Source organism: Litchfieldella qijiaojingensis (assembly GCF_014651875.1).
GTDB classification, from domain to species: Bacteria; Pseudomonadota; Gammaproteobacteria; order Pseudomonadales; family Halomonadaceae; genus Litchfieldella; species Litchfieldella qijiaojingensis.
Window position 1 is genome coordinate 62,912 of sequence record NZ_BMXS01000002.1, and the last position, 15,638, is coordinate 78,549.

Below are 15,638 nucleotides of genomic sequence, written 5' to 3' on the forward strand. Positions count from 1 at the left end.
GCTGTGCCTTAAGGTTTCCTTAATGGCGCCGCTCTCACCGGCATAGCTATCGGCCACCGAAGCTTAAGGATACCTTAAGCTAATGGCACCAGGCTGAGCGAGTCCATCATCCATCGAGGTCATCGCGTATGCCTGCCCCTCTGGTCTCCCTAATCGTTCCCGCTAGGGACGAAGCGGACAATCTGCCCTCACTTCTCGACGAAATCGAGCGAGCCTTGGGTACGCTCGATCATGAAGTTCTGGTGGTCGACGACGGCTCTCGCGACCATAGCTGGGAGCTGCTGTGCGAACGTGCCGCCGACGATCCACGGCTGATGGTGTTGCGGCATGCCGTGAGTGCCGGTCAGAGCACCTCGATCTGGCATGCAGCCCGCCTCGCACGTGGCTCTTGGCTGGCAACCCTGGACGCCGACGGCCAAAACGACCCGGCCGATATCCCTCGCTTGCTGGAGCAGGCGCAACGCAACGACGTGGCAATGATCACCGGTCACCGCACCCTGCGGCGGGATAGCTGGCTCAAACGCGTTTCGTCGCGCATCGCCAACTGGGTACGTACGACGCTGCTGGGCGATGCCACACCGGATACCGGATGCGGTCTCAAGATCGTGCGTCGCGATATTTTTCTCACCCTGCCCTATTTCGATCACATGCACCGCTTCCTGCCCGCCCTGGTTCAGTCCCAGGGCGGGTGTTGCCTGTCGCTGCCGGTCAATCACCGGCCCCGGCGGGCGGGCCGTTCCCACTACGGCTTGCACGATCGCCTGTGGGCAGGGCTGGTCGACCTGCTCGGCGTGATGTGGCTATGCCGGCGATCACGGTTGCCGATCATGAAGCCTCCCTTGGGAGCCTGCGACGATATCGTCCGTCATTCGAAGGAGGTCGCATGAACCAGAGCGGAATGTGGCTGACGGTAGGATTTCTTGGCCAGGCATTATTCAGTGCACGCTTTCTGGTGCAGTGGCTCGCTAGCGAGCGTGCGCAGCGCAGCGTGGTACCACTGGCCTTCTGGTTCCTGAGCCTCGGAGGTGGCGCGACCCTGCTGGCCTATGCCGTGTACCGCCGCGACCCGGTGTTCGTGCTGGGTCAGGGAGCGGGGCTGATCATCTACCTGCGCAATCTGATGCTGATCCGTCGCGAAACATGCCAGCGGGAGACCGCCGCATGATGGACACGTTCGCCTGTCTGCCGACATTCACGCGTCGTCACGCACGTTTGGCAACATGGCTGCTGGTGTTGCTCGCGCTGCTCGTGCTGGGACTGGGCATCGGCCTCCGCGATCCCTGGCCCGCCGACGAACCGCGTTTCGCACTCAATGCCCTGGAGATGGTCACGACCGGCGAGTTCTGGCTTCCTCATCGCGGAGGGGAACTCTATCCCGACAAACCACCGCTGTTCATGTGGGCCACGGCCTTGAGCATCGCTGTCACTGGCTCAGTGCGGGCGGGATTCCTGCTACCGTCACTGTTCGCCGCCCTGGGTACCCTCGCCCTGGTGATGGACCTGCTACGCCGCTTGCATGGTCGCCGAATCGCGCTGTTCGGTGGCGTCGCGCTGCTGGCCTCGCTGCAGTTCACCCTGCAGGCCAAGACCGCGCAAATCGACATGCTGCTAACCTTCTTCACCACCCTGGGCGCCTATGGTCTGCTGCGCCATGCCTTGCTGGGCCCGGCATGGCGCTGGTGGCGTGCGGGGTGGGCCGCCATGGGATTAGGGATTCTGACCAAGGGGGTCGGCTTCCTGCCATTGGCTCTGCTGCCCGCCTGGTATTGGTTGAGTCGCGATGGCCGGCTGACGCCTTTGCGCTTTCGCGAGTTGCTCGTTGGCATGGGAATAATGCTGGCAGTGATCGCCCTGTGGGGGTTACCGATGATCGTCATGACCACTCTCGGCGACGACCCGTCACTCGCCGCCTATCGCGACAATATCCTGTTCAAGCAGACCGGCGAGCGCTATGCCAACGCCTGGCACCATATCAAACCCTGGTATTACTACCCACTCCAGGTGCTGCCCTGGGCCTGGATGCCACTGACACTGGCCCTGCCATGGGCGGTACCCGCCTGGTGGCGGCGCATCGAACGTCGTGACGCACGCTACATCCTGCCGCTGAGTGCCATGGTGTTGATCATCGCCTTCTTCAGCCTGTCAGCGGGCAAGCGTGGCGTCTACATGCTGCCCACCATCCCATTGCTGGTACTGGTCATGACACCATTGTTGCCAGGGCTGTGGAGACAACGCGGCCTGCAGCGTCTTGGAGCGGCCACACTGGTGCTGCTGGGAGGCATTCTGCTTGCTGCTGGTACGCTGGGCAGTCTGGGCCTGCCAACCTTGCAAGCACTGGCCGAGCGACACGACCTATCGCCCTGGGCCTGGTGGATCACGCTCGGTGTGGTCGCTTTCGCCCTTCTCGGCTGGTTCAAGCCGCGACGCGGCCTGCTGGCACTGACGCTATGGCTCGCCGTGTTCTGGGTACTCTGGTCGACTTGGGGCTATGGCCTGATGGACGCCACACGCTCTCCCAATGCCATGATGCAGCGCTTAGCCGCGATCACTGGACCTGATGCCTGGTTGGCACTGCCTGCTTTCGATGAGGAATTCCTGCTCCATAGCCGCCAGCCAAGCGTGCACTTCGGCTCCCACACCCCAATCGAGTCGCAACTCGAACGCGCTTATGCCTGGTTACAGCAAGCCCCCGACACGCGCTGGATGCTCATCGACCAGGGGCACCGCGACGACTTGGCATGTGTCATGCTCGATGAGGCCCGGGATCTCGGCTTTCAGAACAACGAAACGTGGTGGCTGATTCCCGGCACAGCCGTTGTCGACTGCCAAGGTGACGAAGATGCCGCACCACTTTTCGTCGCTCCAACCAGCCTGCCAGCCTCCCGACTGGCGGTCGTGGCCAACGATGGCTAATGTAAAGGAGTCAGTCACCCGGACGCGTCCACCTTGCCGAGGTTTCGCGCCAATGGTCATGAACATGTTTCCCAAGCTTCGGCATGCCGCTGTCGTGGCAGCGCTTCCCATGATGATGGCCAGCGCCATCAACGCCGATGAAGACGTGCCTTCTTATGCCAAGGCAGGGGACTTGATGCGCCTGGATAACGGTGTGGTGATCGAAGGTGCCGACCTGACCAGCCCCGATGGCTATACCACGGGGTTTCGTGTGACGGCCGGCTTCAGCCCCTCGCAGTTGCCACGGCTAGACTTCGGGGCGGAACTGGCCTACCGCGAAAGCGACGAAGTGCCGACCTCGCTGAACAGTCAACATCTGATCCTCGACACTGTCAGTCTCGGAGGCGCCGTGCTGGCTGGTGTGCGAGTCGGCCGCCTGGGATTTTATGCCAAGTCCGGCATCGCAGGCTGGCATGGCGATTCGGTAACGCGTGAGAACGCTTTCCCATCCGAGACTGGCGGCACCACTTGGCTACAGGGTTTCGGGGCCAAGTTGCAATTCGATCGCCTGATCAGCCGCCTCGAATACGAGGAAATAGATGCGCCGAGCCTGGCGCATCTGAATCTGGCTACCGCCTCGATCCATTATCCCTTTTAGGCTTTGCCTTCTAGCCGGTGTTGCGCAGGCCTGCGGCTATCCCCGCCATGGTCACCATCAACGCACGGGAGAGTTCCGGGCTGATGGCACCATCGGCATCGCGATTGCGCTGCAGCAGCTCGGCCTGCAGGCCGTGCAACGGGTCGATGTAAGGATTGCGCACCTCGATGGCTTGCCGGATCAGCGGCGTTTCCTCGAGCAGTTCCTGCTGGTCGAGGATGTGCAACAGTACGTTCTGCAGCCGGACGAAACGCTCGCGCAGATCCTTGCCCAGCGCTTGCAAGGCCGGCTCGTCCACCAGGCGATGCTCGTAATAGGCGGTGATCTCCACGTCGCCCTTGGCCAGCAGCATCTCCAGCATGTCCAGATAGGTACCGAAGAAGGGCCAGTTGTCGCGCATCTCGCGCAGGCGTTCCAGGCCACCCTCTTCTTCCAGACGCGTACTGAAGGCATCGCCACTCCCCAGCCAGGCCGGCAACATCAAGCGAGTCTGGGTCCAGGCGAAGATCCACGGGATGGCGCGCAACGTTTCCACCCCACCATCCTGGCGACGCTTGGTGGGACGCGAGCCCAGTGGCAGACGCCCCAGCGCGCCCTCCGGCGTGACTGCGCGAAAATACGGCACGAAATCCGGATTCTCACGCACTACGCCAACATAGCCGCGATGGGCGATATCGGCCAGGCGATCCATCTCCTCGCGCCATTCGGGCCGGGGAGATGGCGGCGGCAGCAGTGTGGCCTCGAGCACCGCACAGGCGTAGATCTCCATCGAGCGTAACGCGATGTCCGGTTGCCCGAACTTGAAGCGAATCATCTCGCCCTGCTCGGTGACGCGCAGGCTGCCGTTTACCGAGCCCGGTGGTTGCGACAGGATTGCCGCGTGTGCCGGACCGCCTCCGCGGCCGACGGTCCCGCCACGACCGTGGAATAGGGTCAGGTCGACGCCATGCGATTCACAGACCTGAACCAGCGTTTCTTGTGCCCGGTACTGAGCCCAAGCAGCGGCAAGCTGCCCGGCATCCTTGGCCGAATCAGAGTAGCCGATCATCACTTCCTGGGCGTCGCCCGCCAGGTAACGGTAGCCCGGCAAGGCCAGCAGACGGTCGATGACGTCGCCGGCACGATTGAGATCGTCCAGGGTCTCGAATAGCGGCGCTATGGGCAGGCGCACGTCACCGCCCACTTCCTTCATCAACAGGGCCACGGCCAGGACATCGGAGGGTTGGGCGGCCATGGAAATGATGTAGGTCCCCAAGGCTTCGCGCTGTTCCCGGGCGATGACACGGAAGGTGTCGATCACCTCGCGGGTCTCGGTGGAGCATTCCCAGCGACGGGGAATCAGCGGCCGTGGCGATTCGAGCTCGGCAAGCAGGAAGTCCTGGCGTTGCGTCTCGTCCCAGTCGCGATAATGCCCCAACCCCAGGAAATCGGTCAGTTCCTCGAAGACCTGGGCATGCCGGCTGGCTTCCTGACGAATGTCGAGCTTGGTGAGGGTCACGCCGAATACCGCCACACGACGCAGGGTATCCAGCAGCACGCCATTGGCGATGGTGTCGAGCCCCACGTCGCACAGCGAGCGGTAGCAGGTCAACAGCGGAGCATAGAGCTGGTCGCGATTCTCGATGATCGGTCCGCCTTCGTAGGGACGACCGTCAAGACACGCCTTTGCCCAGTCGCGGGTAGCCTCGACGCGCGCCGCCAGGCGCTTGAGCAGCACACGGTAGGGCTCGGCTTCGTCGCCGACCTCGGCCCGCAATGCGCTGTTGGCCTTCCACATCGAGAGCTCGGCCTTCAATTGATCGAGGTCACGCAGATAGAGGTCGGCGGCCATCCAACGTCCCAGCAACAGTACCTCGCGGGTGACCTTGGCGGTGACATTGGGATTGCCGTCGCGATCACCTCCCATCCAGGAGGCGAAGCGCAGTGGCGCGGCGTCCAGCGGCAAGCGCTCGCCGGCGGTTTCCAGCAGCAGCACATCGAGATCGCGATGGAAATCGGGCACCGCCTGCCACAGCGAGTTCTCGATCACTGCGAATCCCCACTTGGCTTCGTCCACCGGGGTCGGGCGCTCGTGGCGAATCTCGTCGGTATGCCAGGCCTGGCTGATCAGTTCTTCCAGGCGGCCATGTACGCGGCTGACCTTCTCTGGGTAGTCGCTCGAGGCTTCGATGGCCGTCAGGCACTCATCGATGGCGTCGTACTTCTGGATTAGGGTGCGGCGAATGACTTCGGTGGGATGCGCTGTCAGCACCAGCTCGACACGCATGCCGGCCAGGGTTTCCACCAGCTTGCGCGGTGAGTGCCCCCGCTGCTGGGCACGCTCGAGCAATTCGCCCAGCACCGGCTGGGAGCCGGGTTTGTAGTCCTCGACGCGACGAAAGCGCGCCCGGTAGTGCTGTTCGGCGATATTGGCCAGGTTGAGGAACTGGTTGAAAGCACGCGTCACCGGCAATAGGTCGCGATCGGGCAGCCGCCGCAGGTACTCGATCAGCTCGCGACGTGCCGGCTGATCACCCTGGCGACCGCGCTTGGCATAACCACGGATGGCTTCGATCCTGTCGACGAAACCATCCCCCAGATCGTCGGCAATGGTCCGTCCCAGGCTGTCACCCAACACCCGCACATTTTCGCGCAGGGATTCATGCAAGTCGTGGCTCATGGACTCCCTCCTCATGGCATCGCGGGTATTGTCCCACGACACTCAACGATTGGTTTCGATGCGCTTGGCCTGTTGCCAATGTCGCTCCATCTCATCGAGGTCGGCCTCGCCGAGACGTCCCTCCTCGGTCAACGCCGATTCGACATGACGGAAGCGCCGCTCGAATTTGGCATTGGTGGCCCGCAGCCGTTGCTCCGGGTCGGTTTTCAGGGTGCGTGCCAGGTTGACCACGGCAAACAGCAAATCGCCAACCTCTTCCCTTGCCAATTCACTCTCGTCGGCTGCCAGGGCCTGTTCGACCTCCTCGAGCTCTTCGCGAATCTTGGCGATCACCCCGCGTGCATCGGGCCAGTCGAAGCCGACCCGCGCGGCACGCTTGGACAACTTGGCCGCGCGCGACAGTGCCGGCAGGGCACGCGGTACATCGTCAAGCACCGAAGTAGAGGCTCGTTCGGCACGCTCCTCGGCCTTGAAGCTTTCCCAACGCGAATGGACCTGGTGTGTCTCGACCTCGGCCGCAGTCGCTCCACCGCGTCGCGAAGCCAAGGTACCGTCGGGAAACACATGGGGGTGGCGACGCAGCATCTTGGCGGTCAGCGCATGTACCACGTCGTGGAAGTCGAAGCGCCCCTCTTCCGCGGCGAACTGGCTATAATAGACGACCTGAAACAACAGGTCGCCGAGCTCTCCGGGCAGTTCGTCGAAGGCTCGACGCTCGATGGCATCGGCCACTTCGTATGCCTCTTCCAGGGTATGCGGTACGATCGAGTCCCAGTCCTGCTTGAGATCCCAGGGACAGCCATCCCGTTCGTCGCGCAGCACCGCCATCAGGATCAGCAGGTCTTCGAGGTCATGTCGACGATCGTTCATACCTGCCGCCTCTTGTGCTTGCTGCCCTTGGCACCACTGCGTAGACGCTTGACGTCGATCACGTTCGGCAACTGCTGAATACGCGAGAACAGCCGTCCCAGCGTCTCAAGCCCATCCACTTCCACGGTGATCGACAGGCGCGCGAGGCTGTCGTCGGTATTGGTTCGCGTATTCACCGACAGCACATTGACCTTGTCGTGACTGAGCACGCCGGTGACATCGCGCAGCAATCCGGAACGGTCCCAGGCTTCGATCTCGATATCCACCGGATACTGAGTATGGGCACGCTCGCCCCACTCGACGTCAACGATGCGCTTGGGCTCGTCGAGCCGCAATTGCAGGATGTTGGGGCAGTCCTGACGGTGGATGGTCACTCCGCGCCCTTGGGTAATGAATCCCACGATCTGCTCTCCGGGGACCGGATGACAGCAATTGGCCATGCTGGTCTTGAGATTGCCGATTCCCAGCACTGTGATCCCGTCGCTGGGGTCCTTGCTCGGAGCACGCCTGGGCTTGGCCAGCAAGCGGTCGAGCTGCTCCTGATCGTCGCTGTCACCGAATAACTGCTGGGCCTGGTGCAGTACTTGGCCGATACGCAGATCACCGGCTCCCAAGGCCGCATACATGTCATCGGGCGATGCATAGTTGACCGCTTGGGCCAGCTTGTCGAGGTCGATACCCTCGATGTCCAGCCGTTTCATTTCCTTGTCGAATAGCGCCCGGCCTTCCTCGAGGTTCTGGTCGCGAGCCTGCTGCTTGAACCAGGCCTGGATCTTGGATCTCGCCCGAGAAGTACGCACGAAGCCTAGCGACGGATTCAACCAGTCGCGACTCGGCCCACCCTTGGTGGCAGTGAGGATCTCCACCTGCTGGCCGGTCTTGAGCTTGTAGGTCAGCGGCACGATCCGGCCATTGACCTTGGCACCACGACAGCGATGCCCGATTTCGGTATGCACCCGGTAGGCAAAGTCAATCGGTGTGGCGACCTTGGGCAAATCGATCACGTGGCCGTCAGGGGTGAAGACATAGATCCGATCCGGTGCCACGTCGCTGGCCAGCCCCTCACGCAGATCGCCGAGATCGCCGACTTCTTCCTGCCATTCGAGCACTTGGCGCAACCAGGCGATCTTCTCCTCGTAGCTGCGACTCTTGGCGTCGGTATCGTGCCCCTTGTAGCGCCAGTGAGCACAGACACCAAGCTCGGCCTCCTCGTGCATGGTGAAGGTGCGGATCTGAATCTCCAGCACCTTGTTCTCGGGGCCGATCACCGCCGTATGCAGCGACTGGTAGCCGTTCTTCTTGGGGTTGGCGATATAGTCGTCGAACTCGTTGGGCACGTGGTGCCAGCGCGAATGCACAATGCCCAGCGCCGTATAGCAATCGGCAACCTCGGGTACCAGGATGCGCACTGCCCGCACGTCATAGACCTGGGAGAAATCGATGCGCTTGCGCTTCATCTTGCGCCAGATCGAATAGATGTGCTTGGCACGACCATCGACGTCATAGCGGGTGATCCCCTGTGCCTCGAGCAGCCCCTTGAGGGTTTCCACCACATCATTGATATAGCGGTCGCGATCAAGGCGCTTCTCGGCCAGCAACGAGGCGATGGCCTTGTAATCGTCTTCGTGCAGGTAACGGAAGGAGAGGTCCTCCAATTCCCACTTGAGGTGCCCGATCCCCAGCCGGTGGGCCAGCGGTGCATAAATATCGAACACCTCGCGGGCCACCCGCAGCCGCTTCTCGCGGGTAGCATCCTTGACCTGGCGCAAGGCGCAGGTACGCTCGGCGATCTTGATCAACGCCACACGCACGTCGTCGATCATAGTCACCAGCATCTTGCGCAGGTTGTCCTGTTGATTGTGTTGCGACAGCCCCTGGCTCGGTGCCTGATGACTGATCGCCGCCATCTGCAACACCCCCTCGATCAGGCCGGCGACCTCATCGCCAAACTGCTTGGCGATAGCCTCGACCCCGATCAGGCCTTCGCGAACCGCACGATACAGTACCGCAGCTTCGAGCGAAGGTTGATCGAGCCGGAGTTCTCCCAGGATATCGGCCATTTCCAGGCCGGTGCGAAAGCTCGAACCATCGACCAGCCAGGCCTTGTGCGGGCGCTCCGCCTCTTGCGCCAGCCGCTCGGCGAGCTGGCATGCCTCGCGCATCTCATCGACATCGCGCAGCGTCGCATCTTCTTGCAAGCGTGCCAACCACCGATCGATATTGACGCTACCGTCATCGCTCAGCGGCTGGTCTTCTCGCACCTTAACCATGTCCCAGCACTCCTCCTTTGGTGTCGCGCCCGGTATCGCGTTCGAAGAGCAGCATCGACTCCAGATGCGCCGTCTGCGGGAACATGTCCGCCACGGCCGAACGGACAATGCGGTAACCTCCTTGCACAAGCCATGCCGCATCGCGAGCCAGGGTCGCCGAGTCGCAGGAAACATAGAGGATACTCGGCACGCGGCTGTCGGAGAGCCAACGGCACACGCTCTCAGCGCCTTCACGGGGAGGATCGAGGACCACCAGGTCGACGCCATCCCGTGACATCTCCTCCAGTGACTCGGCCCTACCGAGATCCGCCTGCCTAGCCTCTACATGTCTCAGCTCGTTGCGCCGGGCATTGTCGGCAAGGCATTCCACCATGGCTGGATTTCCCTCCACACCGGTTACCGCCGCGGTCTGAACCGCCAGCGCCAGACTGAAGTTGCCGACCCCGGCGAACAGGTCGAGCACCCGCTCGTCGCCGCCCAGCGACAACCATTCGAGCGCCGTGTCGACCAGGCGCTGGTTGATCTCGGCGTTGACCTGCAGGAAGTCGCCCGGTGCGAAACCCAAGCACAGCTCGCGGGAACCACTCTTCAGGGTATAGCGCAGATCGGGCGACTCGGTCAGCCAGATGAGTCGTGGCGACTCCCGCCCTACCAACCAGGCTAGTGCCACCCCGTGCTCGGTGGCGAAAATTCGCCAGGAATTGGCATCGGCAGGATTATCACGCAGTTGGCGCACCACCACGCAAGGGCCAGTATCACTGGCCAACAACTCGATATGGCCGACCTGGCGCGGAGCCTGCAGGGTGGCAAGTTGACGACGCAAGGAATCCAACAAGCAGGAAAGCGATGGCACCAGGATGGTACATTGCTGAATATCCACCAGATGGTGGCTATGACGAGCACGGAAACCAAGATGCACCTGCCCCTGGGCATCGACCTTGACCCCCAGGCGAGCACGCCGCCGATAGCCTTCGCCGGACGCAGCGATCAATTCGGGTTTGGCGGTCAACTCGATGCCTTGGCGGGTCAATTGCTCGACCAGCACTTCTCGCTTGTGATCGCGCTGTGCCGCCAAGGCCAGATGCTGCAGATCACACCCCCCACATTGCCCGAAATGCTGGCATTGTGGCGTCACACGCTCGGGCGATGCCTCTAGCAACTCTCGCGGATGCGCTTCATCGAAACGTTTGCGCGAGCGATGCACCGCCACCTCGAGCCGCTCGCCGGGCAAGGCGCGATCGACGAACAACGTCTTGCCGGAAGCCGAACGCGCGATTCCACGACCATCATGAGCCAGACGCAGGATCTCGATACCCTGCTCCGGGGTCGCCTGACGCCCGATGTCTTTGGCGCGAGGCTTGTTCGGCGCCGGCCGCGGTGACCGACGCTTGCCCAACATGGCCATCTCAATGCTCCGGTGCGAACAGGCCAGTGGACAGATAACGGTCGCCACGATCGCAGACGATGAACACGATCACGGCATTCTCGACTTCTTCGGCGATACGTAGCGCACCGGCCAAGGCACCACCCGACGATACGCCGGCGAGGATACCCTCTTCACGTGCCAGACGACGCATATGCTCCTCAGCCTCGAACTGGCCGATATCCAGTACCCGATCGACCCGCGAAGCGTCGAAAATGCTCGGCAGATATTCGGGAGGCCAGCGGCGGATACCGGCAATGCTGGCACCATCCTCGGGCTGCAGGCCCACGATTTGTATCTCGGGGTTACGCTCCTTGAGATGCCGGGACACCCCCATGATGGTACCGGTCGTGCCCATCGAGCTGACGAAGTGGGTAACACGTCCTTGCGTCTGCTCCCAAAGCTCGGCGCCGGTGGTGCGGTAATGGGCCAATGGGTTGTCCGGGTTGGCGAACTGATTGAGTGGCTTGCCCTCACCGCGAGCAATCATGGTGTCGGCGAGATCACGCGCGCCCTCCATGCCAGCTTCCTTGGTCACGGTGATCAGCTTGGCACCATAAGCCGCCATGGCTTGCTTACGCTCACTGGACGCGCTTTCGGGCATGATCAGCACCATACGGTAGCCCTTGATCGCCGCGGCCATGGCCAGGGCGATACCGGTATTGCCGGAAGTTGCTTCGATCAGGGTATCGCCAGGACGGATTTCGCCACGCGCCTCCGCCTCGGCCAGCATCGATAACGCCGGACGATCCTTCACCGAGCCGGCCGGGTTGTTGCCTTCGAGTTTGGCCAGCAGGGTATTGTTCCGCCCCGCCGCGATGCGCTTCAGGCGCACCAGAGGCGTGTTGCCGACCACATCCTCGAGCGTTGGGAAATGCATCTAACCTTCCTTCTGGAAAAGCCTGTGCGCATTATATCCGTGCCGGACGACAGGTGACAGGTATTACACCGCCCTATGGCATACTAGGGAATCTCGATTGTCGTTACTGGATATCCGCAATGCCGATGAGAACGCGCCTGTTGCTGCTGCTGTTGGGTGCTCCCCTGGCTGTGATGCTGCTGCTTTCCTTCCAGTCGATCCGGCACGACGCCCAGATTCGCAAGGCGGGCCTGGAGACACGCCTGATCACTAGCGCCGAATTGTTGGCCCCAGCCGTGGGCAATGCCCTGTCCCAAGAAGCATCGGGGCTGCTGCACGACCTTGCCCAGCGGTTGCTCAACATCGACGAAGTCCGCTCGCTGCGCATTCATGACCGCCAAGGTCGAACCTGGCTGCACCTCGGCCAACAACAGCCCAATGTCGCTCCACCGAGCACGGCCGATACCCGCTTGCTCGACGCCGACGATCATTGGTATCTGAGCGTTCCCATACCCGAGCAAGCCCGGCAAGGGGCCCCGACCGAGCTATGGCTGACGTTGGCCGTCGACACCACCTCCCTGGCACTGGGCACCTACCGCCAACTGGCGATCACCGCGCTGACCGGCCTGGTCACCGGACTGCTACTGTTCTTGCTGGCCTATCTCGCCAGTCGACGCCTGACACGGCCCCTGCACGATGCCCAACAAGCCCTGCTGCGTCTCAATGCCGGCGACTACCGGCATCGCATGTCTTCCCGAGGACCCAAGGAGGCGAAGCAGCTCGCCGCAGGAATCAATGCACTGGCCGAACATCTGAGCCACGCTCATGACGACATGCAACGCCATATCGAGCAAACCACCCACGACCTCCAGGAGTCGATGGAAACGATCGAGATCAAGAATATCGAACTCGACATGGCCCACCGCCGGGCACTGGAGGCCAATCGTATCAAGACCGAATTTCTGGCCAACATGAGCCACGAGATTCGCACTCCCTTGAACGGTATCATCGGCTTCTGTCAGCTGCTGAGCCGCTCCCCGCTGGACACCCGCCAGCGGGAATGGCTGGAGCACGTGCACAAGGCATCCGACAGCCTGCTGTCGTTGATCAACGATATCCTGGATTTCTCCAAGATCGAGGCCGGCAAACTGGAGTTCGAGGCCGTCGATCTCGACATGGTGGCGCTGGTGGACGACGTGCTTGGCCTGCAGGCTCCCCAGGCACATCAGAAACGCCTCCACCTGCTCGCACTGGTCTACGACGACGTACCAGCCCAAGTGCAGGGTGACCCCTTGCGCATCAAGCAGGTCCTGACCAACCTGGTCCACAATGCCATCAAATTCACCGAACATGGCGAAGTGATCGTGCGCGTCACGGTCGAGGATTTCCTGGCCGGACAGGTCACTCTCAAGATCAGCGTCAGCGACACCGGCATCGGCCTTGATCCCGAATGCCACGACCGGCTGTTCAAGGCCTTCAGCCAAGCCAGTGTCAGCGATACCCGCCAGTATGGCGGCACCGGCCTGGGCCTGATGATCTGTCGACAACTCGTCGAGCAGATGGGCGGCGAGATCGGTGTTGAAAGTCAACCGGGCCAGGGCACCACCTTTGCTTTTACCTTGCCTTTGCTGGCTCGGAGTCTCGAGGAACGTCCTCCCGAACTGTCCCTGCCGGGCACCCCGATCACCCTGCACGAAACTCATGCACCGACTCGCCGCGCCCTGATGCACCTGTTGAAACGCTGGGGGGCCCGCGTGACGCTGCTCGATGCTTCCTCGAGTGCCGATGCCGAGTCGCCGGTCCTGCTGCTGGCTGGTTTGCAGAGCGAGGATCTGGAGGGTGCGGCACTGGCGGATTGGCAGGAACGCCTCGATGCCATGCTCTGCCCGGCGGTGCTGTTGATCAATGCCAGTGCCTTCGATGTACCCGATCTACATCTGCCGCATGGCGGGGAAATCCTCACGCGCCCGCTGTCGCGTCAGGTATTGGCCTCGACACTGGAAACCCTGCTCAAGGGGCGTTCGCACCAGGCTCCACACCCCTTGCCGACTTCCCAACGGACTTCTTCCCGTGTCCTCGTCGTCGACGACACGGCATCGAACCGTCTCCTGGTCAAGGAACTGCTCACCGACCTGGGGCTGACTGCTCTGCTCGCCGCCAGCGGCGAGGAAGCCCTGGCTCTGGCACAAAGCGAACCACTCGACCTGGTGTTGATGGACATTCGACTACCCGGCATGGACGGAGTCGCCACTACTCATGCCCTGCGCAAGCTGGGCGGTGCCTGGCGACACTGCCCGATCATTGCCGTGACTGCCCACGCCCTGGAAGAGGAACGACGCCGACTACTACAAGAAGGTCTGGACGACGTACTCATCAAGCCACTCGACAGCCAGGAGTTGGCACGTCTGCTCAGTCAGCATCTCAACATGCCGCTGACGCCGTCGACTTCGACACCCGACACCCTCTCCGGCGAATTCGAGGAAGTAGTACAGGAAGGTGAATTGCCGATCGTCGACATGGCGCTTGGCACTACCTTGGCCGGCGGGCACGAGTCTCTCGCCAGGGAAACCCTCGACCGCCTGCTGGACAGTCTCGAAGACAGCGATGCGGCGTTGCGTCAAGCCTGGCGGGACAATGACGCCGAAGCCTTCCTGGATGCCATCCACGCACTCAACGGAGCCTGCCGTTACTGCGGGGTCCCCCAATTGGCCCTGATCGCCGAAACACTAGAGACACGTCTACGCACCCGTGGTCTGGCCAAGGTAGAGACGTTGCTCATCGAGCTCTTCGATGCCATGGCGCGATTGCGCGCCTGGCAGGCAACGAATCAGTTCTCGAGCACCACGAAGGCACACGCCAATTCATCCTCGTCGCTCAACGACAAGTGAATGCGGCGCACTCCCGCGCTCTCGGCAAGCCGTCTGGCCTGGCCGGAGAGTTGCAACGACGGTCGACCGAGCGTGTCGTTGACCACCTGGATATCGGTCCAGCGCATCCCCCGGCGCAAGCCGGTGCCCAGCGCCTTGACGAAAGCTTCCTTGGCGGCGAAACGCTTGGCGAGATAGGCTGCCGGCGCCGGCTCGCCGGCCAGTCGTTCGCGCTCCACCTCGCCCAGCACACGCAGTGCGAAGCGCTCGCCGTGACGTTCCATGGCAGCGGAAAAACGCTCGATGCGCGCCAGGTCGGTGCCGATGCCGATGATCATTGGCAACAACCGCTGCCGGACTCGTCGTCGTGATCATGCTCCTCGAGTGCCGCGACCAGGCCCGCTTCCTGGCCAGCGATAGCCAGCCGCTTCATTTCCGCCACGGCTTCCTTGAGGCCCACGAACAACGCCCGAGCGATGATGGCATGGCCGATGTTGAGCTCGTGCAAGCCGGGAATGGCGGCAATGGCCTCGACATTGTGATAGTTCAGACCATGGCCAGCGTTGACCGTGAGTCCCAGCTCTCCCGCCAGCTCCGCAGCGGCAGCGATTCTCGCATGCTCAAGGCGGGCAGCAGTGCCTCTTGCCTCGGCATAGGCACCGGTATGCAGTTCGATCACCGGTGCCCCCACCTCCTGGGCAGCCCGGATCTGCTCGGGCTCCGGATCGATGAACAACGAGACTTCGCAACCCGCCGCCGCCAGGCGCTTGCAGGCTTCCGAGATTGCCTCTCGGTTGCCCACCACATCCAGGCCACCCTCGGTGGTCAGCTCCTCGCGCTTTTCGGGTACCAGGCAAACATGAGGCGGCCGCACGTACTCGGCCAGGGCGATCATCTCCTCGGTCACGGCCATTTCGAGGTTCATGCGAGTATTGAGCACATCCTGGAGCAGCCGCACGTCCCGTTCCTGGATATGTCGCCGATCCTCGCGCAAGTGCACAGTGATGCCATCGGCCCCCGCCTCTTCGGCAAGCAACGCCGCTTGTAACGGATCAGGATAGCGGGTACCGCGCGACTGACGCAGGGTGGCGATATGATCGATATTGACACCGAGCAGGATTCGGGGCGCATGCATGGAAA

At 62.3% G+C, this 15,638-nt stretch carries 12 protein-coding genes; 5 read left to right on the forward strand and 7 right to left on the reverse strand.

Annotation, left to right across the window (positions count from 1 at the left end; translation table 11 throughout):
• The first annotated feature begins 128 nt into the window (after positions 1 to 128).
• The 4 genes from IE093_RS02675 (at position 129) to IE093_RS02690 (ending at position 3,550) form a co-directional block, all read left to right on the forward strand.
• Positions 129 to 887 (forward strand): glycosyltransferase family 2 protein, encoded by a 759-nt coding sequence (locus tag IE093_RS02675; RefSeq protein ID WP_189465973.1) that lies wholly within the window; start codon positions 129 to 131, stop codon positions 885 to 887.
• Positions 884 to 1,165, forward strand: coding sequence for a lipid-A-disaccharide synthase N-terminal domain-containing protein (locus IE093_RS02680; protein WP_189465974.1), 282 nt, complete (start codon positions 884 to 886; stop codon positions 1,163 to 1,165). The genes IE093_RS02675 and IE093_RS02680 overlap by 4 nt, the downstream gene beginning before the upstream one ends.
• A complete protein-coding gene (locus IE093_RS02685; RefSeq protein ID WP_189465975.1) occupies positions 1,162 to 2,913 on the forward strand; it encodes an ArnT family glycosyltransferase in 1,752 nt (583 codons plus the stop codon). Before IE093_RS02680 ends, IE093_RS02685 begins: the two co-directional genes overlap by 4 nt.
• A 64-nt stretch (positions 2,914 to 2,977) precedes the next feature.
• Complete coding sequence (locus IE093_RS02690) at positions 2,978 to 3,550, forward strand: hypothetical protein (RefSeq protein ID WP_189465976.1); 573 nt, start codon at positions 2,978 to 2,980, stop codon at positions 3,548 to 3,550.
• 10 nt (positions 3,551 to 3,560) lie between these two features.
• Here IE093_RS02690 and ppc read toward each other — a convergent pair whose 3' ends face one another.
• From ppc to cysM, 5 genes are read right to left on the reverse strand one after another with little or no spacing between them, the layout of a single operon-like run.
• Positions 3,561 to 6,209, reverse strand: a complete 2,649-nt coding sequence (gene ppc, locus IE093_RS02695) for a phosphoenolpyruvate carboxylase (RefSeq protein ID WP_189465977.1) — start codon at positions 6,207 to 6,209, stop codon at positions 3,561 to 3,563.
• Positions 6,210 to 6,251: 42 nt separating this feature from the next.
• Positions 6,252 to 7,079 (reverse strand): nucleoside triphosphate pyrophosphohydrolase, encoded by an 828-nt coding sequence (gene mazG / locus IE093_RS02700; RefSeq protein WP_189465978.1) that lies wholly within the window; start codon positions 7,077 to 7,079, stop codon positions 6,252 to 6,254.
• Complete coding sequence (gene relA, locus IE093_RS02705) at positions 7,076 to 9,349, reverse strand: GTP diphosphokinase (protein ID WP_189465979.1); 2,274 nt, start codon at positions 9,347 to 9,349, stop codon at positions 7,076 to 7,078. The genes mazG and relA overlap by 4 nt, the downstream gene beginning before the upstream one ends.
• Complete coding sequence (gene rlmD / locus IE093_RS02710) at positions 9,342 to 10,754, reverse strand: 23S rRNA (uracil(1939)-C(5))-methyltransferase RlmD (protein ID WP_189465980.1); 1,413 nt, start codon at positions 10,752 to 10,754, stop codon at positions 9,342 to 9,344. The genes relA and rlmD overlap by 8 nt, the downstream gene beginning before the upstream one ends.
• A gap of 1 nt (position 10,755) precedes the next feature.
• On the reverse strand, positions 10,756 to 11,652 hold the full coding sequence (gene cysM / locus IE093_RS02715; protein WP_189465982.1) for a cysteine synthase CysM: 897 nt from the start codon (positions 11,650 to 11,652) through the stop codon (positions 10,756 to 10,758).
• Between the two features lie 119 nt (positions 11,653 to 11,771).
• Here cysM and IE093_RS02720 point away from each other — a divergent pair, with 119 nt between their 5' ends.
• Positions 11,772 to 14,519 (forward strand): hybrid sensor histidine kinase/response regulator, encoded by a 2,748-nt coding sequence (locus IE093_RS02720; protein ID WP_189465984.1) that lies wholly within the window; start codon positions 11,772 to 11,774, stop codon positions 14,517 to 14,519.
• Here the strand turns inward: IE093_RS02720 and IE093_RS02725 are convergent.
• On the reverse strand, positions 14,459 to 14,836 hold the full coding sequence (locus tag IE093_RS02725) for a holo-ACP synthase (protein ID WP_189465986.1): 378 nt from the start codon (positions 14,834 to 14,836) through the stop codon (positions 14,459 to 14,461). The two genes, IE093_RS02720 and IE093_RS02725, sit on opposite strands and share 61 nt — an antisense overlap.
• Entirely contained in the window at positions 14,833 to 15,633 is an 801-nt protein-coding gene (gene pdxJ / locus IE093_RS02730) for a pyridoxine 5'-phosphate synthase (RefSeq protein ID WP_189465988.1), read from the reverse strand. Before pdxJ ends, IE093_RS02725 begins: the two co-directional genes overlap by 4 nt.
• Positions 15,634 to 15,638 lie beyond the last annotated feature (5 nt).

Bases quoted from the DNA above. Each gene is read 5' to 3' on its own strand.
- IE093_RS02675 (WP_189465973.1), top strand. From the start codon at position 129: ATGCCTGCCCCTCTGGTCTCCCTAATCGTTCCCGCTAGGGACGAAGCG.
- IE093_RS02680 (WP_189465974.1), top strand. From the start codon at position 884: ATGAACCAGAGCGGAATGTGGCTGACGGTAGGATTTCTTGGCCAGGCA.
- IE093_RS02685 (WP_189465975.1), top strand. From the start codon at position 1,162: ATGATGGACACGTTCGCCTGTCTGCCGACATTCACGCGTCGTCACGCA.
- IE093_RS02690 (WP_189465976.1), top strand. From the start codon at position 2,978: ATGTTTCCCAAGCTTCGGCATGCCGCTGTCGTGGCAGCGCTTCCCATG.
- ppc (WP_189465977.1), bottom strand. From the start codon at position 6,209: ATGAGCCACGACTTGCATGAATCCCTGCGCGAAAATGTGCGGGTGTTG.
- mazG (WP_189465978.1), bottom strand. From the start codon at position 7,079: ATGAACGATCGTCGACATGACCTCGAAGACCTGCTGATCCTGATGGCG.
- relA (WP_189465979.1), bottom strand. From the start codon at position 9,349: ATGGTTAAGGTGCGAGAAGACCAGCCGCTGAGCGATGACGGTAGCGTC.
- rlmD (WP_189465980.1), bottom strand. From the start codon at position 10,754: ATGGCCATGTTGGGCAAGCGTCGGTCACCGCGGCCGGCGCCGAACAAG.
- cysM (WP_189465982.1), bottom strand. From the start codon at position 11,652: ATGCATTTCCCAACGCTCGAGGATGTGGTCGGCAACACGCCTCTGGTG.
- IE093_RS02720 (WP_189465984.1), top strand. From the start codon at position 11,772: ATGCCGATGAGAACGCGCCTGTTGCTGCTGCTGTTGGGTGCTCCCCTG.
- IE093_RS02725 (WP_189465986.1), bottom strand. From the start codon at position 14,836: ATGATCATCGGCATCGGCACCGACCTGGCGCGCATCGAGCGTTTTTCC.
- pdxJ (WP_189465988.1), bottom strand. From the start codon at position 15,633: ATGCATGCGCCCCGAATCCTGCTCGGTGTCAATATCGATCATATCGCC.